Raw genomic sequence first — 23,846 nt, 5'->3', positions numbered from 1 at the left:
TTTTCCCTGCCTCTGTCATTTTTCTCTGTATTCTTTTGGACTCATCCCGTACTTTTCCTTAAACTTCCGGTAAAAATAACTGGTATTGTCATAACCGACGGATTCGATGATATCCAGTATCGGCAAAGTACTGCTGTTCAAAAGGTAAAGCGCCTGATTCATCCGTTTTGCCTGAAGCAGTTCTTTGTATGTCTTTCCTGTCCGTTTCTTGATCTCCCTGCTCAGCCAGTATACGTCATAGCCCAGCATCTCCGCCAGCTCTGAAAGGCTGCCGTTTTTATAATGCTCCTCCACATAACTGAGCACCACACCGGTCAATTCCTTATCGAAGCGGCTGCTGCCAGTCTCCATTTTATCCATGTGGTTTAACAGCATCAGCAGCAGGAGTCCCATCGTGATCTGATTGCAGCTGCGCTTATTCGAAAGGTCATAAAAGATCGTCCATACCATATTTTCCACAAGGTTCTGAATAGGGAGTATGTCAGCCACATGGAAGTAAAGGTATGACGTCATCTCGTTTTTCCCACATAAAGTCCCGACCAGAAATTCCTTCAGCATGTTTTCTTCCTCCCCCATCATGGAGAAGGCCATGTTGAAGAACTCCGGCAGGATAATAAAGTTTACGGCAATATCTTCCTCTCTGGCGGGAAGGATCTCCTGCACGGCATTCTGATTCAGAAAGAGCAGGTCCCCTTCTTCCAGAACCACCTCGTCCCCATCCACAATATGCGTCGTAGAGCCCTGACACATATAGATTACTTCTACATAGTTATGCCGGTGCTTCGGAAACCGGACAAAACGGGTATGCGGCCTGACCTGGATCAGCTTTCCCTTTTTTAAAAGCTTCTCACAATCCACAATCAGTTCTTTCTTCTCTGTATAAAGATGTGGATCGATCCCGTCCTTTCCATCCAGTATCTTTTGTTCTTCCTCCGTGATTACTGACAGTTCTTTGATCAATTCCGGATGCATCTACTCACCTATTTCTGTTCTGCGATTTCTTTTGCAAGTTCCATATATTCCGAAGCACTTCTGCTGCTCTTCTTATATGCCATGATCGGCACATTATTGTCCTGGGACCATTCAATCCCACTGTCTACACGGATAAATGTATCAAAAACTTTCACATTTTCCAGCTCTTTTAAGCTATCCAGTGTCTGCTTAAAATAATTTTTCCTTGTATCCACCTTCGTGATCACAATCCCGCCCAGTTTTAATTCAGGAGCAATCTGTTTTACCTCTTCCAGAAATTCAAACATATTCCCGAGCCCGAAAAGTCCCCACGGAGTCGATTCTACCGGAATCACCACCTCATCCGACGCACACAGGATGTTCATGACCCATCCCCCCAGCGTCGGCGGGGCATCAATCAGAATATAGTCATATGTTCCCGCCTCTTTAACCGGTGCAAGGCATTTTCTCAGTATGTATTCCCTCTGCCACTTTGTAAATAATTCATATTCAATGGAGCTCATCAGCGTCGATGACGGGATCAGGTCCAGCCCTTCATATGGTGAATGCACAATATAATCCGTAAGGTCAGCCTGCTTCCTGATTCCTTCGTAAAGATTCTTTTCCCCCTGCGCAAACGCCAGCACCTGGTCCTCGTCAAAGAGGGAGAGGGAAAGATTCAGCTGCATGTCCCCGTCAATCAAAAGCACTTTATATCCAAGCTGGGTCAGTCCATAGCCCACATTCGAACATGTCGTGGACTTCCCACTTCCTCCTTTGTTATTCGCAAAACATATCACTCTCGTCTTATCCATCTCGTACCTCCGCGGGAACTTCAAAGGGGTCTGACCCCTTTGCTCTCCATTTTCAGAATATTCTTAAGTTATATCCGCCTAACTTTAATCAGGCTTGTCCGTTTCCCATTATATCATGGTTGATCATCCTGTAAAACTCTCTCTTCATCTCTTCATACCCGTCATGCTTTCTGGCCATCAGCCACATGGCTTTTGTGATGGTTGCCTCGAGGGTCATGTCGTATGTCTCCAGCAGGTCGAAATCCTGTTTCACTTTTTTGCCGACTTCGTATACCATCATGTTGCTGCCTTCTTTTACGACCTGTGTTGCGACAATTGCCAGTTTGCCGCGGGACTCCCAGTCTTTCATGACTTCGTAGAATTTTGTCACAAGATATTCGGGGATTCCGCCTACTCCGAAGCTCTCGATTACGATACACTGGTATTTATCGAATACATACTCCAGAATATCGGGATTCTGTCCCGGGATTAGTTTCAGCACGTAGATGCTGTTATTCATCTCATGGAAAAACTGTACACCGCCTTTATAATCCTCCGGCGGAATGTAACGGATCACCCTCTGGTCCTGAATGACCGCCGGATATGGAAAGTTAATGCTGGAAAACGCGTTGTAACTTTTTGCACGCTCTTTTTTGGCTCTTGTTCCGACTATCACTTTACCGTCAAATACGATATTGACATCCCGGGATCCGTCGTTCGCTGCATAGATGAAGCTGTCTAGCAGGTTCATCCTTGCATCCGTGTTCTCGACATCAATCGGTTTCTGTGCCCCGGTTATGACGATAGGTTTTCTGGAGTTCTGGATCATATAGGACAGCGCCGCGGCTGTATAGGCAAGTGTATCTGTGCCGTGGCACACCACAAACCCGTCATACCTCTCATAATGCTCCTCAATCGCCCTGCTCACCATGCTCCAGTGCTCAGGAGTCACATTCGTACTGTCCACATTGCATACCTGGACCGTGTGTACCTCACAAAATTCCTCTACATCCGGAATATACCCCACTAATTCCTCAGATGTGATAGCCGGACTCAGCCCTCCGTCCGTATGTTTACAGGCAATCGTCCCGCCTGTCCCCAACATCAAAATACGTTTCTTCATTTTATCTGCCCCCAGATCATTTTTATTTTCAAAAACACTGATTTGATTTCTTCTACCATTCCAGAGAAGCCGGTTCACTGCCGAAGTTTTTCTCGACAAGTGCACAGTATTCTTCGAAAACCGGTATCCCTTTAAAATCCTCTTTCAGGGCATCCCGGATCCCCTTATAATACCATCCCATTGCAGCCTTGCTGTTCATGCGGAACCTCTTCCACAAATCTTCTCCCGCTGCCGGATAATCCCTGTCAATGTCGCGCATATTCGACAGCTTATCAGCCAGCCCGATCATCTTTATTTCCATCGGCGCATCTTTCAGGTGGCGGATCGTAGTCCCTTTCCGTTCCTCCCACGTTTTGGACTTGTCCTCACTTTCCTGCCGGACCATCGCAGCCACCCGTTCCCCAAATTCTGCCTGTAAAATCTCTTCCGTTACTCCCTTGCAGTCCTCGATCGTATCATGAAGGACCGCGGCACAGATGATATCTTCATCCTGTGTCATAGTTGCCACAATATCTGCCACTTCAATCGGATGCACAATATACGGGCGCTTCGTCCCTTTCCGAAACTGACCCTCATGTGCTCTTGCTGCAAATTCAATGGCTTCATCAATCATTCTCCTGCTCCTCCTCAATGCCTTCCCGTAATCTTGCCTTTTCCCTGTTATGGAATAAAGAATAGATGCACGGTACCACAAACAGTGTTAACACAGTTCCATATATGAGACCGCCGATTGTTACGATCGCCATCGGCTGAACCATATCCGCCCCTGAACCAAACCCGAGTGCCATAGTCGACAGCCCAAGGATCGTCGTCAGGGCTGTCATGATAATCGGGCGCAGCCTTGTCCTTCCGGCCTCTACAAGAGCTTCCTTCTGCTCCATTCCCGATGCAGTCAGCTGGTTCGTATAATCAATGAACACAATACCATTATTTACAATAATTCCGGATAACATTACAAAACCGATCATGGCAATCACGCTGACCGGACTTCCTGTCATCCACAGTCCGAACAGGCCTCCCGTAAACGCAAGAGGTACAGTAAACATGACAATAAACGGAGATCTTAAAGACTGGAACTGTGCAACCATGATCAGATACATAAACACAACCGCAAGCCCGAGCATCTTAAACAGCTCTGTCATTGTCTCATTAATTGTCTCGTCCTCCCCTTTCATCTCTATCGTATAACCGTCCGGCAGCTTATAATTCTTCAAGGCCTTTTCCACACGCCCGCTTACCAGACCAATGTTGTCATCTTCTTCAATCTCCGCCGTCACATTCATATACCGGCTCTGGGCATCCCTCGAGATCGACTGCAGCCCGTAGCCTGTCTCGAACGAAGCGATATCTTTCAGGGCAATCTGTTCTTTTGATCCATCCTGCTTCGTCACATCCAGTTTCAGGTCCCGGACAGATTCTCTTGTCAGGTCCTGATTCTTCTGCTCTGCCACAATAATACCGATAGATGACGTATCCAGATCCAGACTGGTAGAAGAAGCCGGGTCTTTCAGCTTCTTTGCCAGTTCCTGATATACCTGGGCAACAGTTAAATTATGGGAAATCGCTTTCTTCTTGTCTACAACGACCCTGAGTTCCTCCGTCGTCTCATCCATACCGTCCGAGACATTCTTTGTTCCCTTCACATTTTCCACGATTTCAGCGATTTCCTTTGCCATCTTTTGCAGCCGGTCCAGATCGCGGCCCTTTATCTGGACGGAAATTCCGGATGACCCAAGCGCACTCATATCCATATCGGACATGCTGATTGACAGTTCGACACCTTCCTCTTTTGCAATCTTCTCTATTGATTTCTGCAGTTTCTCATCAGACATTGTCCGCTTTTCGGCCAGCAGGGCATAGAATTCCACCTGATTCGTGACAGTATTCCCGCCGCCCATCATTCCGCCGCTCATAGCCATGCCGCCTACATCACCAATATCTTTCAGTTTCATTAATTGATCAGTAAACTGATCGGCTGCCTTCGCCGTATCTTCCAGAGAAGTTCCCTCCGGTGTCGTGATCGACATACTAATCTGTGTGCTCTGCATATCCGGCATAAAAGCAGTTCCTCTGGATATTGCCAGAACCCCGCTCAGGACAAACAGCGCCAGTGCCCCGGCCAGGACAAGAGGCCTGAAACGCAGTGCCTTCCGCAGAAGTTTTTCATAACCATTCTTCAAATGATGGAAAAATCCGGATTCCTTCTGCTTTGTTCTCTTTAGCAGTCCGGCCGACATCATCGGCACAAGCGTCAGTGCAACGACCAGACTTGCTAGCAGCGAATATGCGATGGTCAGTCCCATATCAACAAAAAGCTGTCTTGCAATACCCTCCGTAAATACAATCGGAAGAAATACACACACCGTCGTCAGCGTAGATGCCATGATCGCACCTGCTACCTGCTGTGCACCCTTGATTGCGGCTTCCTTTGCTGTGGCATGTTCTTCATTTCTCATCCGGTAAATGTTCTCAATGACAACAATCGAGTTGTCCACCAGCATCCCTACGCCGAGGGCAAGTCCTGAAAGTGAAATCACATTCATCGTAACCCCGCTGAAATACATCAGGACAATGGCCGCCAGTATACTGATCGGGATGGAGCAGGCAATTACAAAAGTCGGCCTGATATCCTTTAGAAACAGCAGCAGGATCAGAATCGCCAGAATTGCACCGAATACCAGATTCTGGAGAACGGACCCGATTACCATGTCAATATACACGCCCTGGTTCATCAGGACTACCACTTTTATATCCTTGTTTTCCTTCTGGATCTGTTCAAACCTGTCCAGAATGCGGTCTGTCACATCTCCCGTAGAATAGCCGGTCTGCTTCTGCACCTGGAGCAGGATCCCGTTCTCTTTATTTAACTTGGCATATGTGTCCGCCGCATTATCCGTCTGTTCCACATCGGCAATATCTGAAAGCTTGATGGGGGTAATGCCTTCCATATCAACCAGAACCAGATTCTTCAGGTCCTCTATTGAATCAAATTTATCTCCGACGCGGATTAAATAATCGATCCCGTCTTCCTTTACATACCCTGCCGGCATGTTAAAGTTCTGCGCTGTCAGTACCGTCTGTATCATCTCCGCAGTCAGCATGGATTTGACATCCGCACTTGCTTTCGCCTGCTCTTTAGCAGATTTCAGTTCTTCTTCCCTGCTCTTTAATTCAGCCTCACCGACAGCGAGCTGTGCAGAAGCCTCACTCATCTGAAGTGCACCTTCGAGCTGTGCACTGCTAAGCTGTGCCCTCGCCTGGGCCAGTGTAAGGGTTCCTGCATTTAACTGGTCCTGCACCTGGGTCAGCATCTCCTTTGCCTGTGCAAGTTCCGCCTGCTTATCCGCTATCGTCTGTCTGCCTTCCGCAACCTGGGCCAGTCCCTGGTCGATAACTGCCATTGACTGGTCGTATTGCTCCAGAAGGGCCAGTTTCCCGGCCAGAGCTGCCCTCGCAATCTGAAGTTCTGAAGTTTCTCCGTTTTCCGCGATTGCCTGAAGTACCTGCTGATATTCTGCTTCGATCTGCTCTCTGCCTGCATTTAGTTCTTCCAGCTCCTGCTTCTGTTCAAGCAATGCCTGTTCGCTGGCATCAACCTGTGCCTGAAACTGTTCCAGTGCCACCTCCGCCAGTTCAAGTTCACTCATCTTCGTGCTGACTTCCAGTTTTCCCTGTGCCAGTTCTGATTCACTCACAGCTAGCTGTTCCTCTGCCTGCGCCATCTGTCCGGCAGCCTGGTTCTTCCCGTCTTCAAGCTGCGCTTTTCCGCTTTCCATCTGCGCTTTTGCCTGATTCAGAGCGTCGGATGCCTCATTAAACTTCTTGTCCAGCTGCCCCTGAATGGAGCTGTCTACATTACTTACTTTATTTTCCTTTACCGTAACACGGATTGTCTGTTCCACATCTCCAAATGTACTGACTGACGCAACCCCTTCCAGACTCTCAATCTCCGGAAGGACTTCTTCCTCTATAATCCTTGTCGTCTCTGACGGTTCAGCCCCGTCCACACTGATGGCCGGTATCATGACAGGCATCATGGCAGGGTTCAGTTTCATAATAATAGGGTTCCCTACTGTATCCGGCCAGTAGCCGCTTATCTGGTCCAGACTTTCCCTCATCTCGATCGTGGCCGAGTCCATATTGGCTGTCTGTTCAAACTCCAAAATGACTGTGGATGCATTTTCCCTTGATGATGAACTTACATTCTTGATGTTGCTGATCGTAGCCATCGCCTGTTCCACCGGCTTTGTAACCGCAGTCTCCACCTCCTCGGGACTGGCTCCCGGATATGTAGTCATGACAATGGCATAAGGGAGATTCATGTCCGGCAGAAGATCCACCGTCATTTTATCGAAAGACACAAATCCCAGAATCAGAATCAATACAACAGTAACAACCACTGTATACGGTCTCTTCACACTGAACTTAGATAACATTGGTACTACCTCTTTTTCTCGTAATCACATCGGGAAAAACCCGATTTATAAAGAAATCATAACACACGGCAGGACGAATCACAACAACATTTCTCTTTCCCATCGTGCTTTCAAACAGACCCGAAACCAGGAAAACTTTAGGGAAATTAGCTATACAAAATTTCACGGATAAGATATAATAGCAAAAGAATCCCATGAATCACAAGGAGACATTTATGAAAAACAAATCCGTACTGGTAACAGGGGCCTCCCGGGGAATCGGAAAGGCCTGCGCCATTATATTTGCGCGGCATGGTTATCAGGTATTTATAAATTGTAAGAGTTCCCTCGAAGAACTTCATCTTGTCCGTGACAAAATCCTCTCGCACGGTGGTATGTGCCAGTGTGTTCCGGGTGATATCAGCCGGTCATCCGAGGTGGCGCGCATCTTCCAACAGATCAGCAATACCTGCGGCGGACTCGATGTTCTGGTCAATAATGCGGGAGTGGCTTATATCGGCCTGCTGACCGATATGACAGACACTGACTGGGAGACGGTTCTGGGAACGAATCTTTCCTCTGTATTCTACTGCTCCCGTGCGGCAGTCCCTTATATGGTGTCAAAAAAATCCGGCCGGATCATCAATATTTCTTCCATGTGGGGTACCTCCGGCGCATCCTGTGAGGCCGCGTATTCGGCTGCAAAGTCAGGAGTAAACGGGCTGACAAGAGCACTGGCAAAAGAGCTGGCGCCAAGCAATATTCAGGTAAATGCCATTGCCTGCGGAGTAATTGACACTGCCATGAATGCGCAGCTGTCAGAAGAAGACCGCCTGCTGCTTATGGATGAGGTGCCTGCGGGACGGTTCGGCACTCCGGAAGAGGTTGCAGAACTGGTGATTGATCTGGCAGAACGCCATAGTTACATGACCGGACAGGTGATCGGACTGGACGGAGGATTTATTTAACACGTTATAATTATAAAAAGGAGTTTCTCTATGCTGAAAGTAAAAGATATCGAAAGAATACCTGTGGACTGTACCATGACAGAGTTTGTTGGTACTACAGTACTTGATACGATCGGACTTGTCATACCGGGAGTTACGCCTGCCCTGTTGGAGCAGATGAACCTCTCAAAAGCTTATCCAAGTCTCGGGCTGATCAGCTCCCGCACCGGTGCCGCCGGGCAGATCAACGCTGTAGATGAAGCGGTGAAATCCACCAATACCGAAGTCGTATCCATCGAACTCCCAAGAGATACGAAAGGATGGGGCGGCCACGGCAACTTTATCATCATCGGCGGTGAAAATGTCTCCGATGTCCGCAGAGCCGTGGAGATTGCACTCGAATATACCGGGAAATACGCAGGAGAACTCTATATAAGCGAGGCCGGGCATTTGGAATTTACATTCTCGGCAAATGCCGGACAAGCGCTGAATATGGCATTCAATGCACCAATCGGCAAGGCTTTCGGATTCTTCTGTGGTTCCCCGGCTGCCATCGGGCTTGTAATGGCTGACCTTGCAGTGAAATCCTCCCCTGTGGAGATTATCAAGTATATGACTCCCGACAAGGGCACCAGCCATTCCAACGAGGTCATCGTTGCAGTCACAGGAGATGCGAGCGCGGTGAAAAATGCGGTCCTCACCGCACGTGAGACGGGGCTTAAACTGCTCATATCATTGGGAAGTTATCCGGAAACACCTTCCGTCCCTTATCTGCGGTAGTTATTTCATTTTCCTCAATTCTCTCACCGCAAATATAACAGCAAGCGATGCTGCCGCCGCATCTGCAATCGGTCCCGCATACATAACACCGTCGATCCCCATGAAGAGAGGGAATATTAAGATCAGCGGAAGCAGGAAGAGCACCTGCCTTGTCAGGGACATTACGATTCCCAGTCTGGCCTTCCCGATGGAAGTAAAGAATCCGGATGACATCGGCTGGATTCCGTTTGCAAACGTCATAAACATAAATATTTTCAGGTAACGGTCCGCAAAGTGGAAGTACGCTTCACTTCCGGTTCCGAATATGCTGACAATCTGTCTCGGGAAAATCTGAAAGCACAGGAAGAACAAGGTTGCAATTGCAGTACACAAAACAGCGGCCCTCTTGTAAGTTCCCCGTACCCGTTCATAATTTTTTGCCCCATAGTTAAATCCCCAGATTGGCTGGCATCCCTGTGATATACCGATACAGATTGCCATAAATACACTGTTGACCTTGGAAATTACCCCCACACAGGCGAGCGGGATATCGCTCCCATAGGCAGATGAGGCGCCATAGTGGCGGAGCGTATTATTCATCGCAATCTGTACAACCGCCATTGCGATCTGGTTAAAACAGGAGGCCATTCCCAGTGCGGCAATCGCTTTCAGATATTCTCCTTTCGGCCTGAATGACGAGGCCTTCAGTTCCATATTCCTGAACTTTGCAAAGTATAGAATGACAAGCAGCCCAGAAACAATCTGCCCGATAATCGTAGCGGCTGCCGCCCCCTTGATTCCCCAGTGGAATACGAAAATAAACACCGGGTCGAGTATGGTATTCAGGATCGCCCCGGTCAGCATACATACCATAGAATATGTAGGACTTCTGTCGGCCCTGATAATATGGTTGCCCCCGGTTGTCAGTACAAAAAACGGCAGTCCCAGTGCCGTAATGCCCGTGTAATCCAACGCATAGGGCAGGACATCTTTTGTGGCGCCGAAGACGTGAAGGAGCGGCTCCAAAAACAGCAGTATGACCACACCTATCACGGTTCCCGAAATAACCAGCATTGAAAGCCCTGTTCCTGCAATCTCGCTGGCCCGCTTTTCTTTTCCGGCCCCCATCTCCAGATTATAGTTGGATGCACTTCCGATTCCGAGGAGGAGTGCCGTCGCCGTTGCTATAATGGAAACCGGAAATGCAATATTGGTTGCCGCATTTCCCAGCATACCAACGCCCTGTCCGATAAATATCTGATCTACAATATTATATAATGCACTCACCAGCATACTGATCACTGCCGGCACTGCAAACTTGGCAATCAGCCCTCCGAGAGGCGCTGATGCCAGTGGATTTTGTTTTTCACTCATTTAATCACTCTCAAATCTTTCCATAAATTTCTTTTGTAACGTATGCCTTCACGGAAATCCCCTCAGGCACATATTCTTCTTCCAGCAGCTGTCCATTCTTACGAATAAGCTGAATCTTACCTGCATCTGTAAACGGATACAGCCTTTCTATATAGATCTGCTCCTTCCGTATAATCTCCAGCAGCACTTCCTTCAGCTTTTCAAGCCCCTGTCCCGTCTTCGCCGAAGTCAGGATCGAATAGTCCGCCTGAAAATCCCGGAAATTACCTGTCCCTTCAAGCTTATCCTGCTTATTAAACAACGTGACAACTGGTTTTCCTTCCACACCGAGCTGCCTGAGTGTCTCATAGACCACATACATCTGATTATCCATCTGGGGATTGGATGCGTCTACCACATGAATGATGATATCTGCATACTTTGCTTCCTCGAGCGTACTCTTAAAAGCCTCGATCAAATGATGCGGGAGTTTATTAATAAACCCGACCGTGTCCGTCAGAAGAATCTCCTGCTTCTTGTCCAGTTCCAGCACTCTTGTCGTGGTATCCAGCGTAGAAAAGAGCATTGCATCTGCCAGAATCCCGGCATCAGTCAATGCATTTTCAATACTGCTCTTTCCGGCAGATGTATAGCCGACAAGCGCCGCCACTTTCATGTGGGAATCCTTCCTCTGTGTACGGATCAGTTCCCTGTGCTGCTCGACTTCTTCCAGTTCCCTTTTCAGCTTGCCGATTCTCCCCCTGATCAGGCGCCGGTCCATCTCCAGCTTCTTCTCCCCGGGTCCCCTCGTGCCGATCCCTCCGCCCAGACGCGACAGCGAATCCCGGAGCCCCACAAGGCGGGCCGCCCGGTACTTCAACTGGGCCAGTTCCACCTGAATCTTTCCTTCGCTGCTGGTCGCCCTGGCCGCAAAAATATCCAGGATCAAAAGCGTTCTGTCGATCACCTTGCATTCCAGCTCCCGCTCCAGATTATGAAGCTGCACAGAGCTCAGCTCATCGTCACAGACAATCCCTGTCGCCTCCGTCTCCCAGAGCAGCTCCTTCAGTTCCAGAATCTTACCTTTTCCCACATAAGTAGTCGGATGGACTGCCTCCCTCTTCTGGATCAGCCGTCCCGCCACAGACGCATTCGCGGTCTTCACAAGTTCCGCCAGCTCATCCAGCGATTCCTCCGTCTTCTCATACTCATTCACCTGAATACCAACAAGAACCATACGTTCTTCCTGTTCCTGCATTTCATATACCGGCATATATTAACCTTTTCAAAGGGGTCTGACCCCTTTGCCCTTCATTTTCAGAATATTCTCAAGATTTGAATATTTTTTTATCCAGATCTGCTATGGTTATTTCCTTCAAACGCGCCAGACACCGCTGGTTCAAGTCTTCATAGACTTCTTCCATGAGTCCGCCCATTCCTGAAGCTATCAGACATTTCATCTCGGAGCTGCCGCTTTTCCAGCCTGATGATACGAAGGTAAAGTCCAGCGCATCTGCAATCATATATAGCGTCACGTCTTTGCTGTCCATTACAAAATGATAGCCGCCCTCGATCCCCTCTTTTGTCTCTACCAGCTCTGCCTTTTTTAGTTTTGCCATAACCTTGCGTATTCTTGCAGGGTTCGTGCAGATATTTTCTGCCAGTCCCTCACTGGAATATACACATCCTTTATGATTTAAAAATACAAGGGCATGCACTGCAACCGAAAATTCACTTGTCATCTTCTCCCACTCCTAATCATACTGTATTCTAACCGTTAACTTTTTGGTAACAGTTTTCCTTTTATATTATAATTCATTTTTTAAAAAATACCACCCTAATTTTTATTTTCACAGGCAAGCCTGTAAACAGTAACGTCTATTTTAACCGGATAATAAATACCGGCAGCGGGGGGTCGTTCTTCCGGTTAAAATACTGGTTAACAATGACCAGCCAGCGTTTCGGGTCCAGAGACTCTAAATAGGAAAGTAAAGCATCCCGTTCTTCATACCCTGTATCCTTCCCACTGTAAATACACAGACTCATAATCCCGTCTTTCTTTAGAAGCTTAAGCCCCTCCCCGACCGCACGGATACTCGTGTCAGGCTTTGTCGAAACTGTGTGGTCCGCCCCCGGCAGATAGCCAAAATTAAAAACGATGGCAGATACGCTTTCTTTCACGTATTCTCCCATCTTTTCATGCCCGTCATGTATCAGGCAGAATCTGTTTTCATAACCGCATTTCTCCAGCCGTTCTTTTGTGCCAAGAATCGCCTCTTCCTGTATATCAAATGCATATACCATGCCGTCTTCCCCACAGAGCCTGCAGAGGAACTCTGTATCATTGCCGTTCCCCGCAGTGGCATCCACACAAATATCCCCCGGCTCTATATACTGCTTCAGAAACCGGTGGCAGTAATCTGTAATCCTATAACTATATTTCATATGAAACTCCCAGAATGCAACTATCTTGTTCTTAAAAATTCTGCTTCCTTCTGCATATCCTTATCATCCGGATACGCAGCCAGATATTCCTCTGCCTTCGCCCCCGCAGTCTCCCAATCCTGCTGCCTTTCATAGCAGACAATCTCGTTATACTTCATTTCCCGGACAACCTCGGTATAATCAGGGGCATCCTCATCTTTCTTCCCGCCCGTTTCCCCGGAAAGCGCTATTCCTTTCTGAAATGCATCCAGCGCCCCTTCCACATCATTAAGCTGCATGGAACATACGCCGATAAAGTTATAGAGTGTCGGGGTTTCATCCCCTTCATTGTCCAGAACATTCTGAAACGCTTCTTTCGCCGCCTCATAATCCTGCTGCTCATAATAGGCCATGCCAAGCCCCCTGTATGCTTCCGCGGCATCCTCCTTCTCCTCTAAAGACTTCTGGAAAGAAGATACGGCTTCCTCATACTGCTGCTCCTCCATCTGCTGCGTCCCCTGCTCTATATAATTTACCTTGTCCTTGCAGCCGGTCAGCATAAAAGCAGCAAGAATCATACAAACAATCCCTTTTTTCATATAGCTCTCCTCTTATTCCGGGTACTTCAGTACCCAGAAAGAATTCAATATATTAATCAGCATCACTGCCATATCGGCAATAATCGCATTCTGCATGGTTACATATCCGAAAACCGCTAACAGCAGCAGAACTACCTTCATCCCGATTGCAAATACCAAGTTCAGCTTCACGGCACGGATGGTTCCTTTCGATATCTTAATGGCATTCACGATCTTCGAGGGTTCATCCTCCATCAGGATCACATCCGCCGCTTCCAGGGCAGCATCCGCTCCCAGACCGCCCATTGCGATGCCAATATCAGCAAGCGCCAGTACCGGGGCATCGTTGATGCCATCCCCTACAAACGCAAGCTTCTCCTCTTCCATCTGGCTTTCCATGAACTCTCTGACCTGTTCCACCTTTTCTTCCGGCATCAGATTCGCATAGACATAATCTATCCCGAGCTGCTTCGCCACATCATCTGCAACCCGCTCATTGTCCCCTGTCAGCATGACAGCCTCAAGCTGGTGCCTCTGCAGCCAGTGGATCGTCCACTTCACATCGTCCCTTAGAACATCCGCTATCAGGATATATCCCTCATACTGGTCATCCACAGCTACATGCACGGCAGTCCCAATCGCCTGCACCGGCTGATAGAATAATCCCTGCCGGTTCATGAACTTCGAATTGCCGATGCAGACCTGTCTCCCGTCAATATAGGCCCTGACACCGAAACCAGAATACTCCTTAATCGTTTCCACTCTCCTGCCGTCGATCTCTTTTCCATAGGCTTCCCTAAGCGAAACTGCGATCGGATGGTTTGAATATGCTTCCCCGTATGCTGTAAGCTCGAGAAGTTCATCCGCATCCATATGCTTCGGGCATATCTCTTTTACATGGAAAACACCTTCGGTCAGTGTTCCGGTTTTATCAAATACGAAAGTCTCTGTCTTTGAGAGTGCTTCCAGAAAATTACTCCCCTTAATCAGCACACCCTGTCTGGATGCCGCCCCGATCCCTCCTAAAAACGCAAGCGGAACAGAGACAAGCAGTCCGCATGGACAGGCTGCCACAAGAAAAATCAGACCGCGGTATACCCACGTCTCCGCATCTCCTGATATCATCATCGGAGGAAGGATCATGACAAGAATCCCGAGCAAGGTAACTGCCGGTGTATAAAACCTCGTAAACCGGTCCGCAAAGTTCTCGCTTTTCGCTTTATTATTATTCGCGTTCTCCACCAGATTAATAATTCTGGATGCGGTGGAATCCGCATAAACCTTTGAAACGCGAGCCTCAAGCACACCGCTGATATTAATGCTCCCGCTGTAAAGCCTGTCTCCGATCTTTACTTCACATGGCTCTGATTCACCTGTCAGCGCCTTAGTATCCACCATGCTTGTTCCCATCGTAACAACCGCATCCACCGGTATCCTCTCCCCGGGCCTGATCACAATAATGTGACGCGGCTTAAGTTCCCTTGGATGTACCTTTTCTTCACGGCCATGTGTCTTGCGGTTTGCATACTCAGGACGGATATCCATAAATCTGGCAATCGACTTCTTCGTCCTTGTCAGAGAAATCACTTCCACCATCTTTCCAAACTGGAAAAAAAGCATCGCCCCTACAGCTTCCGTATATTTTCCAATAATAAATGCCCCGATCGTCGCCAGCAGCATCAACAGGTTCTCATCAAAAATATGCAGTTTTTTGAAGTTCTTTGCCATATCCTGAAAAATCCCAACCGTCACCACCAGATACGGCAGTAAATACAATATCAGCTCTGTCTTCCCAAAAAGATCCCAGTGTCTGACTGCCAATAATGCACTGATGTATAAAACCAGACCGATCCCGATTTCAATGCATTTCTTTTTTACTTCTTTTGCCATTGCGGCCCCCTCTTTTTCTTACATGCTGTCTTATACGGGGCATGCTGTCAGGTTATATCCCCGCGCTTACTCTCTGATATGTTCCATTCCCTGATTCATAATTGTCTTTATATGCCCGTCGGCAAGCGAATAGAACACCGTCTTCCCTTCCCGCCGGTTTGAAACCAGCTTCATCTGCTTAAGTACACGAAGCTGGTGTGAGATCGCAGACTGTGTCATATTCAGCGTCTGTGCCAGATCACATACACACATCTCTGACTGGAACAGTACGTACAGAATTCTGATTCTGGTAGAATCTCCAAACACCTTAAAAAAATCTGCCAGATCCTGAAGTTCTTCCGCCTCCGGCATGTGTGCCTGAACCTTCTCCACCACATCCTCATGTACATGAACAAAATCACAATGTTCTACTTCTATTTTTTCCATATATGGAATCTCCCTTCAAGTTCAGAATTTATTATACGTGAAATCCACCATCAGGTCAAGCGCTGCACCCTGCCGCAGGCGACTTTAAATGGACAGCAGCACCCTATTAAACGAATAAAAATATGCGGGCCTTCCGGATATAGCAATGACTCCCGGCCGAAGAAATAACCCCTTCTGCCGGAAGCCCTGTGCACCCGTATATTTCGTTTTTTGAAATTACTTTTTATAAAGTACCCGGATCGAATTCAGGATGCAAATCATAGCCACCCCTGTATCCGCGAATACGGCCATCCACATGTTCGCCATGCCCGCAAGTCCCAGAATCATGACAAGTGCCTTGACTATGAGGGCAAAGGCTACATTCTGCTTTGCAATCACGCCGGTTGTCCTTGCAATTTTCAGTGACTGCGGAATCGCTTCCATAGAAGAGGTCATGAATACTACATCTGCCGCCTCAATCGCCGCATCCGCGCCGCTGCCCATTGCCGCACCCACATCCGCCCCCGCAAGTACCGGGGCATCATTAATGCCGTCGCCGACAAACATCACACTTCCATGTTCTGAGCGGATCTTCTGCAATTCCTCCACCTTATTCTGTGGCAGGAGTTTTGCATGCACTTCATCAATCCCAGTCTCTTTCCCGACACTTTCCGCACTTTTCTGTGCATCACCCGTCAGCATAGCCGTCAGGATGCCAAGCCTTTTCAGTGACGCAACCGCCTGTTTTGCATCCGCCTTGATTGTATCGGCAATCACAATTCTTCCTGCATACCTGCCATTTAACGCCAGCAGGACTTCTGTGCCATATGTGGTATCCTCACACTCTGCCAGATCAATCTGGTAGTTTTCAAGCAGTTTTTTATTTCCACACAATACCGTACCCTCTGGTAATTCCGCCTTGATTCCTTTACCAGAAATCTCTTTCACTGCCGCCGGCCTCTTCAGTTCAATCCCTTTTTCCCCAGCCGCAGTCACAATGCTGTTTCCAATTGGATGGGTAGAAGTCAGTTCACAGCTGCCAGCAAGCTTAAGTAGTTCTTCCCGGTCTACGCCTGCCGCCGGAACGATGTCCTGCACAACAAAGTTTCCCTCGGTAATCGTTCCCGTCTTATCCATGACAATCGCTTTCACACCCTGGAGTGCTTCGATAGCCACGCCTCCCTTGAATAAAATCCCTTTCTTCGATCCGGCTCCGATTCCCGAGAAAAATGCCAGCGGTACACTTAACACAAGTGCGCATGGGCAGCTGATTACAAGGAACGTAATCGCTGTGTATACCCAGTAATTCCAGTTTCCGGTTACGATGGACGGAATGATGGCCGTTGCAGCAGCAAGTACTACTACAAACGGTGTATACACTCTCGAAAATCTTGTAATAAAACGGTCAATCTTAGGCTTGTTTGCCGCCGCATTTTCTACAGAATCCAGAATTCTGGTAACCATAGAATCTTCCAGCGCCTTATCCGCACGGATTTTCAGCAGGCCCGATGTATTCACACAGCCTGATGTCACACTGTCTCCCACTTTTGCAGCAACGGGTACGGGCTCACCTGTTACCGGTGAAGTATCAATCCGGCTCTCTCCTTCCACGATCGTACCATCCAGCGGAATCCGGTCTCCGGGCCTGACCAAAAGAACATCTCCGATGACAGCCTCCTGCGCAGGAATCACGTCAACATCGCCACCGTTCATCCTGTTTACCACTTCCGGGCGCATATCCACAGCATCCATAATCTGGCTGCGGCTCCTTGCCACCGCAATCTCCTCGAAAAGCTCTCCTACGCGGTAAAACATCATAACACCCACTGCTTCCGCATAATCCCCGATCACCAACGCTCCCAGCGTGGCGATACTCATCAGGAAATTCTCGTCAAACACATGCCCTTTGCCGAGATTCTTAGCAGCTGTAAATAAAACCGCCCTTCCCAGAATGAGATATCCAAGGATGAACAATGCGAAAGAAAGATAGCCATTTACCGGTTCTGTCAGTTTTCCGGCAATCAGGAAAACCGCCCCAAGACCGATCTCCACAAAATCTTTCCTGTTTTCACTGAATTTTCCTGCTTTTCTCTCTTCTTTAGCCACAGGTTTTCTTTCCCTTTTAGATACCGTAACTTCCCCTTCTATTGAAGAACAGATTTTCTGGAAAACAGGGAGCAGTTCTTCCTCCGTATTCGTCACTACCTGAAGCTGTTTTGTTGCATAAGTAATGTTTGCAAAATCAACCTGGGGAAGCTCCTGAATCTTTCTCTCCATCTTTGCAGCACAGTTCGCACAGCTCAGGTTTTCCAGAATGTATACCTGCTTCTTGACGTTGTCAAATGCATGATTTACCTGGCGCCGTTCCACGGCCTCATGCACATGCCCGTCATGTTCCCCATGATCGTGCCCGCAGTGGCATTCTTCCCCATGTTCATGGTGATGACCGTGGACATGCGCTTCCTCATGATGGTGCTCATGCCCGCACCCACATTCCTCCCCATGTTCATGGTGGTGGCTGTGTTCATGTTGATGGCCGTGTTCATGTTCTTCCCCGTGATGGTGCTCATGTCCGCACCCACATTCAGGATGCGCATGATAAACCTTTCTATTAACTGCCTGTTGTGCCATATCTATCCCTCCATCATAAACAACATATGAATAACTGTTCATATGTTCATATAATCACATTGAAGCCGATTTGTCAATAGAATTTCATGAAAAAAGATATATTTTATAAAGAAAAAACCGGAACCGCAGAACATGGAAATCTTCTCCATATCCTGCCTGTTCCGGCCCTTAATTTCGCTTACTTTTCGTCTACAAAATGCACACTGTTCTGTGCCCGCTTATTTCCTATTACATTCTCCGCTATCTCTTCCAGCTTGTCTTTGCCACTTGTGTTATCACCGGCATTCAGAAGACATGCCTGAATGGCATCATTCAATGACAGCATCTTATCGTCCAGTTCGGCGACCATCTGCGCACATTCCCTGAGTTCGCGGCTGATATAATCCGGAGCATTTCCCTCAAACTTATAGTAAATCTTATGCTCCAGGCTTGCCCAGAAATCCATTGCAATTGTCCTGATCTGAATCTCTACCTTCGTATCCACGACACTGTCGGAAAGAAAAATCGGTACTGACACGAGCATATGATAGCTCTTGTAGCCGCTTTCTTTTGGATTCTTAATATAGTCTTTGATAGAAAGCACCTTCAGGTCACTCTGGTTCCCGATCATCTCCGCCAGACGGTAAATATCTGAAGTAAACGAACAGATCAGCCTGACTCCCGCAATATCATTTATGTACTTTACCATATTCTCTATCGAAGTCTCATAGCCGTATCTCTTCAGCTTCTTGACTATGCTCTCCGGAGTCTTGATCCTCGTCTTGATGTGTTCGATGGGATTATACTGGTGAACATGTTGAAATTCATCATTCAGAATCTCCAGCTTTGTCCCTACTTCTTTTAATGCGGCATTGTACAGAAAAATAACCGTCTTCCAGCTATCTACGTCTTCGTAATTCTTGATAGCGTCATGCATCTGTTGCTCTCCTCTCACGTCGGAAATCCCCCTTTCCCAGCCTTTTTCAGTATATCATAAAACACGCTTTATGTCAGCCAGTTCATTCTTTTTTAAGAATTCAAAGGCAAGGAATAAACTGGAAAAGATAATGTACCATAAGCAAAAGAAAGCATACGTAACTCTTCTTGCAGCCATATTCCCCTACAATTCCAGTTTCATATCCCCGAACTTGATCCACTTTCGTTTTCTCATAAACTCGGATATTCCCAGTGTCACAAATGCCGGCAATAATATCTGGATCACTAGTATCTTTATTAATACGATCAGCTGGGCCTCATTCTGTGTCATAACCTGCCATGTCATAATCTGTCCTACCAGCCCGGCCGTCCCCATACCTGACCCTGTCGCGTTGCTGGTCATATGCAGCACCATCGTACCGACCGGGCCCAGTATCGCACTGGACAGTATCGCCGGCAGCCATATAATCGGTTTTCTGACAATATTCGGGACCTGCAACATGGAGGTTCCGATTCCCTGCGCCAGAAAACCGCCGATTTTATTTTCCCGGAAGCTGGCCACTGCAAATCCGACCATGTTGCAGCAGCATCCGATCGTTGCCGCGCCTGCCGCAAGACCGGACAAATTCAGAATAATCCCGAGCGCGGCTGAACTGATCGGCAGTGTCAGAATCATCCCCATCAGCACCGATACAATAATTCCCATCAGGAAGGGCTGCTGTTCTGTTCCCCAGTTAATCAGAGACCCCAGCCAGTTCATAAACCGTGAAATCGGAGGCCCCAACAGCAGTCCCACAGCAGAGCCTGTCCCGATTGACACAAGCGGTGTGAGGATAATATCCAGCTTTGTCTTCCCTGAAATCAGGATTCCGCATTCTATCGCTATGTATGCGGCCACAAAAGCCCCCAGCGGCTCTCCGGGGCCCGCAAATACCATTGTACCGTCCTGAATCACCTGCCCCGCCAGAAGCTTACTCGCAAAGGCACCTGTCATTCCCGCCGTGGCCGCAGACACAATCACGAGATGGCTGGCATCCAGCTTCCTTGCCACGCCGACACCTATCCCGGCGCCTGTCATCGCCGCCGCAACTTTCCCCACGGCAAAAATCATATTTCCTGTCGACCCGCCCATAAAGGTACCAATCTGCTGTATAATCGTCCCTATGATTAAAGTAGCAAACAGCCCCTGGGCCATTCCGCCCAGACCGTCTATAAAGATCCTGTCCAGTAACTTTTTCATCCCTTCGTTCCTCCTGCACTTACATCTGTCTTGTCACTCCCCGCCATTTTATCATAAACCGTTTGAAAAGTCACTTTTTTTCACACTTAAAAAACCTTAAAAAAGCTTCATGTAAAAGGCTGTGCAATCCTCCCTTAAGGATACTGCACAGCCCTTTATTTAATCTGTTTCTTTCATTCTCTCCACTAATGTTTCTTTTTGAAGCATCTTCACGCCATATTGTGTCATAATCAGCTGCATAGCCGCCAGCAGTACGATGTACAGAAGGACCGGTATCCACGGGAAAGTATAGCTTACCCCCAGTCCCAGCTGTATACATGCGCGCACCAGGCCGTATCCGAGACCCCCGCCGAACACAAGCGTACATATGGCGGAAACACCGACATAACTCAAGGTCTCCCTGCTTAACATAGTCCTTATCTGCTCCTTCGTCATTCCGACTGCCTGCAGGATTCCCAGTTCTTTTTTACGCGTAAACAGATTGGTCATGATCGTATTCATCAGGTTGATCACACCAAATGCCACGAGGAATACAGCCAGCACATAGAGAATCATTTTCATGGCGAAACTCTCATTCTCCAGATACTCCCGTGTTTCGGTTTTGGATGACAGATACATATTTTCTTCTGCCCCAAACAGTTTGTCAAGCTCTCTGCCAACCGCTTTTTCCGCCTCCGGTTCCACAGCGATTTCATAGCCGTAGGTTGTATTCATCGTAGTCCACTGGTCCAGCATTTTAGCCGGCATAAGGAGGGTGCTTCCCATGACAGACAACGGAAGTCTTACATCCCGCCCCTCCTCGACATTCTTCTTGTTCCACGAAATCATTTTAATGGTGGCCAGTACCGGCACATTCTCTTCTATCCTCTCGCCTGTCTGATTATAGTAAACTACAGAAATCGTATCCCCTCTTTTAATAGGATGTTCTTTAAAGTTACTATTGCTCTCGGTTTCTACAACCATTCCCGGTGCGTCCAGAAGTTCGTCATATGTTTCCGGCCCGTCATAGTCCATCTCTTTGAGTAATGCAAAATCTGCTTCTGTAAAACCATTGACACCTTCCTGCTGTTCTTCCCCGAACATATTTGCGGCTATCGTGAGATATTTCCACGGTTTCGCAGATATCACGCCGTCTATGCTCTCCAGTTCCTCCTTAAGGCCCTCCCCCATCACATCTTCTGCCTGAAGCTGTGCATAGGCTTTCACGCGCCCTTCAAGACTTGTATCATTGTTATCATAACCAGATTCCGCAGTCAGCTGTAGCTGATATTCTCCTTCCGGGAAAAAGTTATCCGCAGAAGCTCCGGGGTCATAAGATACGATGAAAGTGGCAATCGTCCCTAAAAGTACTCCTGCAAGTACAAGTGAACTCATCGTCAGGATACTTTTCTTCCTGTTCCTTTTTAAGTTAATCCCTGCCAGGCTGTTAGGTGTCAGCCGGCGTTTCAGTACCGTGGATTCCTTCATTTTTTCTGTATAACCGGTATAACCAAGCGCCTCAATCGGTGATGTTGCCGCCGCAATTTTAGCCGGTTTCCTGACAGAAATGCCAACGGAAACCATTCCCAGAAGCAGACAGACAAGTGCTGCCCCTAAAAATGTGAACGTATCCCAGCCTTTCGGGACAAGGGCATATCCCATCACACCTCCAAGCAGAATACCAAAAGGCATCCCCTTCAGCGCCAGAATCATTCCTTCTCTCGATACGAGCGTACGCACCTGCTGCCTCGTCATACCGAGTGTACGCATCTGTCCGTATTCCCGGACCTTCCCTGCCACTGCGATGTAGAAAATATTATGGATGACAAGGCCTGCCGCTGCCAGTATCAGCAGTGCCACCAGAACAAGAGTAATGATGCTGCCTGTTGTAAGCCTCGAAACACCTGCCTGGCCAAAGTAACCATCGTTTACCTTGATCTGGCCTTCCGGTATTCCAGCCGCCTCCCCGATCTTAAGAGCACTCTGTCTGGCTGTACCCAGATCCATATCCATAGCACCCTTCATATTAACAGACGCACTGACTGTCGGAACGCTTTCCCCTTTGAGCATCATGGCACAGGGAAGTGATACATAAATCTTGTGACTATTTTTTGCTTTGGACGGCGTATCTACAATGGCCGTGACCCGGTATTCCCTGACTTTTTTGTTTCCAAGGTCGAGTGATACAGTATCCCCCGGCTGCACGGATAGTCCAAGCTGCTCTATATAATCTGCCGGCAGCATGATATCATGGTCTTCTTCCGGGAGTTCTCCTGTGTATTCGATCTGGTCCCGCTCCATAAAAGTCTCATCCTGGTACATCACAAGAAGACGGTTATTCCCGACCTTTCCGCTGCCTGCCTTACTGTCTGCTGCCGCCCATTTCACTCTTTCATCCGTCTTTAGCTGCTCTGCCTGTTCAGGTGTAATATCCATATAAGACACCTGCGGCGAATCTTCCAGAAGTCTTAATTTCTCTTTGGAACTCCCAAACACATACAGTATAAATGTCAGCACCAATGCCACGGACAGGGCAATCGTCAGACATGTAAAGAGATTCCTTGTACGGCTGTTTTCCATGCTTTTGTTCGCAAGCCGGCGGATCACAGACTTATTTACATTCCGGTCCATTTTCATTACTGCCACCTGCTTTCTCTGATCTTCCCGTCCTCGATGCGTATCAGCGTATCTGCCATCTGGGCGATTTCTTCATTGTGCGTGATCATGACAATTGTCTGTCCAAACCGCGCGCCTGTGGTCTTCAGGAGGCCAAGCACATCCTGGCTTGTACGGCTGTCCAGATTTCCTGTCGGTTCATCGGCCAGAAGGATCGCCGGCTTTGCAGCAAGGGCCCTTGCAATTGCAATACGCTGCTGTTCTCCACCGGACATCTGGTTCGGCATGTTCTTCAGACGTTTTTCCATTCCGATCATCCTGACGATTTCCATCACATAGTCCCGGTCCACCTGATTGCCGTCCAATTCAATTGGAAGCACAATATTCTCATATGCATTGAGCACCGGTACAAGATTATAGGCCTGAAACACGAATCCAATCTGCCTGCGCCTGAAAATCGTAAGTTCATCGTCATTCATCTCTGACAGTTCCCTTCCCGCTACCATGACACTGCCTTCTGTCGGATTATCCAGACCGCCCAGCATATGGAGAAGTGTCGATTTACCGCTTCCGCTTGTTCCCACGACCGCCGCAAAACTCCCCTGTTCCACTTCTAAATCAACTCCGTCCAATGCCTTAACAATAGATGGTTCGCTGCCATAATATTTTTTCAATCCTTTTGTTTTTAAAATACTCATCGTTCTCTCCTTATCCCTGTTTCATTGTCTTGTTGTTTTTTATAATCCAATCCTATCATCACAATGTTACAGGACCCTCTCATAAAAAGAGAAAAAGGTATCAGTTTTGTAACATTTCATTCTGTAAA

19 protein-coding genes are annotated in these 23,846 nt (G+C 47.9%); 2 read left to right on the top strand and 17 right to left on the bottom strand.

Features of this window, described 5'->3' with window-relative positions:
* Window positions 1-15 precede the first annotated feature (15 nt).
* The 5 genes from ABIN22_RS18930 to ABIN22_RS18910 form a co-directional block, all read right to left on the bottom strand.
* The gene (locus tag ABIN22_RS18930) at window positions 16-972 is read right to left on the bottom strand and encodes an AraC family transcriptional regulator (RefSeq protein ID WP_109731234.1); all 957 of its coding nucleotides are present in this window, start codon (window positions 970-972) and stop codon (window positions 16-18) included.
* Between the two features lie 8 nt (window positions 973-980).
* Window positions 981-1,766 carry a ParA family protein gene (locus ABIN22_RS18925; RefSeq protein ID WP_346910523.1) on the bottom strand — a complete coding sequence of 262 codons (786 nt, stop codon included), beginning with the start codon at window positions 1,764-1,766 and terminating at the stop codon, window positions 981-983.
* An 88-nt stretch (window positions 1,767-1,854) separates the two neighbouring features.
* Entirely contained in the window at window positions 1,855-2,868 is a 1,014-nt protein-coding gene (locus tag ABIN22_RS18920; protein ID WP_346910521.1) for an asparaginase, read from the bottom strand.
* Between the two features lie 52 nt (window positions 2,869-2,920).
* Window positions 2,921-3,481 (bottom strand): HD domain-containing protein, encoded by a 561-nt coding sequence (locus tag ABIN22_RS18915; RefSeq protein ID WP_109731237.1) that lies wholly within the window; start codon window positions 3,479-3,481, stop codon window positions 2,921-2,923.
* Window positions 3,474-7,304 (bottom strand): efflux RND transporter permease subunit, encoded by a 3,831-nt coding sequence (locus ABIN22_RS18910; RefSeq protein ID WP_346910519.1) that lies wholly within the window; start codon window positions 7,302-7,304, stop codon window positions 3,474-3,476. The genes ABIN22_RS18915 and ABIN22_RS18910 overlap by 8 nt, the downstream gene beginning before the upstream one ends.
* A gap of 215 nt (window positions 7,305-7,519) precedes the next feature.
* On the opposite strand from ABIN22_RS18910, the gene ymfI reads away from it, so the two are divergent.
* Together ymfI and pduB are read left to right on the top strand one after the other, a co-directional pair.
* Window positions 7,520-8,251, top strand: coding sequence for an elongation factor P 5-aminopentanone reductase (ymfI, locus tag ABIN22_RS18905; protein ID WP_346910517.1), 732 nt, complete (start codon window positions 7,520-7,522; stop codon window positions 8,249-8,251).
* Window positions 8,252-8,281: 30 nt separating this feature from the next.
* Complete coding sequence (pduB, locus tag ABIN22_RS18900) at window positions 8,282-9,010, top strand: microcompartment protein PduB (protein ID WP_346910514.1); 729 nt, start codon at window positions 8,282-8,284, stop codon at window positions 9,008-9,010.
* Here pduB and ABIN22_RS18895 read toward each other — a convergent pair whose 3' ends face one another.
* From ABIN22_RS18895 to ABIN22_RS18840, 12 genes are all read right to left on the bottom strand, one after another.
* Window positions 9,011-10,363: an MATE family efflux transporter gene (locus tag ABIN22_RS18895; RefSeq protein ID WP_343828385.1), complete on the bottom strand. Its 1,353-nt coding sequence runs from the start codon at window positions 10,361-10,363 to the stop codon at window positions 9,011-9,013.
* 10 nt (window positions 10,364-10,373) lie between these two features.
* Window positions 10,374-11,615, bottom strand: coding sequence for a GTPase HflX (gene hflX / locus ABIN22_RS18890; RefSeq protein ID WP_109731242.1), 1,242 nt, complete (start codon window positions 11,613-11,615; stop codon window positions 10,374-10,376).
* Between the two features lie 55 nt (window positions 11,616-11,670).
* Window positions 11,671-12,084: an RrF2 family transcriptional regulator gene (locus ABIN22_RS18885; RefSeq protein ID WP_109731243.1), complete on the bottom strand. Its 414-nt coding sequence runs from the start codon at window positions 12,082-12,084 to the stop codon at window positions 11,671-11,673.
* Window positions 12,085-12,220: 136 nt separating this feature from the next.
* Window positions 12,221-12,787 carry a tRNA 5-(aminomethyl)-2-thiouridylate-methyltransferase MnmM gene (mnmM, locus tag ABIN22_RS18880; RefSeq protein WP_346910511.1) on the bottom strand — a complete coding sequence of 189 codons (567 nt, stop codon included), beginning with the start codon at window positions 12,785-12,787 and terminating at the stop codon, window positions 12,221-12,223.
* A 20-nt stretch (window positions 12,788-12,807) separates the two neighbouring features.
* The gene (locus tag ABIN22_RS18875) at window positions 12,808-13,365 is read right to left on the bottom strand and encodes a tetratricopeptide repeat protein (protein WP_118621558.1); all 558 of its coding nucleotides are present in this window, start codon (window positions 13,363-13,365) and stop codon (window positions 12,808-12,810) included.
* A 12-nt stretch (window positions 13,366-13,377) separates the two neighbouring features.
* Window positions 13,378-15,234, bottom strand: a complete 1,857-nt coding sequence (locus ABIN22_RS18870) for a heavy metal translocating P-type ATPase (protein WP_346910509.1) — start codon at window positions 15,232-15,234, stop codon at window positions 13,378-13,380.
* 66 nt (window positions 15,235-15,300) lie between these two features.
* The gene (locus ABIN22_RS18865; RefSeq protein WP_109731247.1) at window positions 15,301-15,660 is read right to left on the bottom strand and encodes an ArsR/SmtB family transcription factor; all 360 of its coding nucleotides are present in this window, start codon (window positions 15,658-15,660) and stop codon (window positions 15,301-15,303) included.
* Window positions 15,661-15,876: 216 nt separating this feature from the next.
* The gene (locus ABIN22_RS18860) at window positions 15,877-18,270 is read right to left on the bottom strand and encodes a heavy metal translocating P-type ATPase (protein ID WP_346910507.1); all 2,394 of its coding nucleotides are present in this window, start codon (window positions 18,268-18,270) and stop codon (window positions 15,877-15,879) included.
* A 178-nt stretch (window positions 18,271-18,448) separates the two neighbouring features.
* The gene (locus tag ABIN22_RS18855; protein ID WP_109731249.1) at window positions 18,449-19,186 is read right to left on the bottom strand and encodes a GTP pyrophosphokinase; all 738 of its coding nucleotides are present in this window, start codon (window positions 19,184-19,186) and stop codon (window positions 18,449-18,451) included.
* A gap of 183 nt (window positions 19,187-19,369) precedes the next feature.
* Complete coding sequence (locus tag ABIN22_RS18850; RefSeq protein ID WP_109731250.1) at window positions 19,370-20,425, bottom strand: PTS sugar transporter subunit IIC; 1,056 nt, start codon at window positions 20,423-20,425, stop codon at window positions 19,370-19,372.
* Window positions 20,426-20,584: 159 nt separating this feature from the next.
* Entirely contained in the window at window positions 20,585-23,041 is a 2,457-nt protein-coding gene (locus ABIN22_RS18845) for an ABC transporter permease (RefSeq protein ID WP_346910656.1), read from the bottom strand.
* A complete protein-coding gene (locus ABIN22_RS18840; protein ID WP_109731252.1) occupies window positions 23,041-23,718 on the bottom strand; it encodes an ABC transporter ATP-binding protein in 678 nt (225 codons plus the stop codon). Before ABIN22_RS18840 ends, ABIN22_RS18845 begins: the two co-directional genes overlap by 1 nt.
* Window positions 23,719-23,846 lie beyond the last annotated feature (128 nt).

The sequence above is a fragment of the Faecalicatena orotica genome, assembly GCF_905197545.1.
GTDB classification, from domain to species: domain Bacteria; phylum Bacillota; class Clostridia; order Lachnospirales; family Lachnospiraceae; genus Faecalicatena_A; species Faecalicatena_A orotica.
This window is presented reverse-complemented; position numbering and strand designations above follow the sequence as displayed.

Bases quoted from the DNA above. Each gene is read 5' to 3' on its own strand.
- pduB (WP_346910514.1), top strand. From the start codon at position 8,282: ATGCTGAAAGTAAAAGATATCGAAAGAATACCTGTGGACTGTACCATG.
- ABIN22_RS18845 (WP_346910656.1), bottom strand. From the start codon at position 23,041: ATGAAAATGGACCGGAATGTAAATAAGTCTGTGATCCGCCGGCTTGCG.
- ABIN22_RS18915 (WP_109731237.1), bottom strand. From the start codon at position 3,481: ATGATTGATGAAGCCATTGAATTTGCAGCAAGAGCACATGAGGGTCAG.
- ABIN22_RS18895 (WP_343828385.1), bottom strand. From the start codon at position 10,363: ATGAGTGAAAAACAAAATCCACTGGCATCAGCGCCTCTCGGAGGGCTG.
- ymfI (WP_346910517.1), top strand. From the start codon at position 7,520: ATGAAAAACAAATCCGTACTGGTAACAGGGGCCTCCCGGGGAATCGGA.
- ABIN22_RS18920 (WP_346910521.1), bottom strand. From the start codon at position 2,868: ATGAAGAAACGTATTTTGATGTTGGGGACAGGCGGGACGATTGCCTGT.
- ABIN22_RS18860 (WP_346910507.1), bottom strand. From the start codon at position 18,270: ATGGCACAACAGGCAGTTAATAGAAAGGTTTATCATGCGCATCCTGAA.
- ABIN22_RS18875 (WP_118621558.1), bottom strand. From the start codon at position 13,365: ATGAAAAAAGGGATTGTTTGTATGATTCTTGCTGCTTTTATGCTGACC.
- ABIN22_RS18885 (WP_109731243.1), bottom strand. From the start codon at position 12,084: ATGACAAGTGAATTTTCGGTTGCAGTGCATGCCCTTGTATTTTTAAAT.
- hflX (WP_109731242.1), bottom strand. From the start codon at position 11,615: ATGCCGGTATATGAAATGCAGGAACAGGAAGAACGTATGGTTCTTGTT.
- ABIN22_RS18910 (WP_346910519.1), bottom strand. From the start codon at position 7,304: ATGTTATCTAAGTTCAGTGTGAAGAGACCGTATACAGTGGTTGTTACT.
- ABIN22_RS18930 (WP_109731234.1), bottom strand. From the start codon at position 972: ATGCATCCGGAATTGATCAAAGAACTGTCAGTAATCACGGAGGAAGAA.
- ABIN22_RS18865 (WP_109731247.1), bottom strand. From the start codon at position 15,660: ATGGAAAAAATAGAAGTAGAACATTGTGATTTTGTTCATGTACATGAG.
- ABIN22_RS18925 (WP_346910523.1), bottom strand. From the start codon at position 1,766: ATGGATAAGACGAGAGTGATATGTTTTGCGAATAACAAAGGAGGAAGT.
- ABIN22_RS18870 (WP_346910509.1), bottom strand. From the start codon at position 15,234: ATGGCAAAAGAAGTAAAAAAGAAATGCATTGAAATCGGGATCGGTCTG.
- ABIN22_RS18850 (WP_109731250.1), bottom strand. From the start codon at position 20,425: ATGAAAAAGTTACTGGACAGGATCTTTATAGACGGTCTGGGCGGAATG.
- ABIN22_RS18855 (WP_109731249.1), bottom strand. From the start codon at position 19,186: ATGCATGACGCTATCAAGAATTACGAAGACGTAGATAGCTGGAAGACG.
- mnmM (WP_346910511.1), bottom strand. From the start codon at position 12,787: ATGAAATATAGTTATAGGATTACAGATTACTGCCACCGGTTTCTGAAG.
- ABIN22_RS18840 (WP_109731252.1), bottom strand. From the start codon at position 23,718: ATGAGTATTTTAAAAACAAAAGGATTGAAAAAATATTATGGCAGCGAA.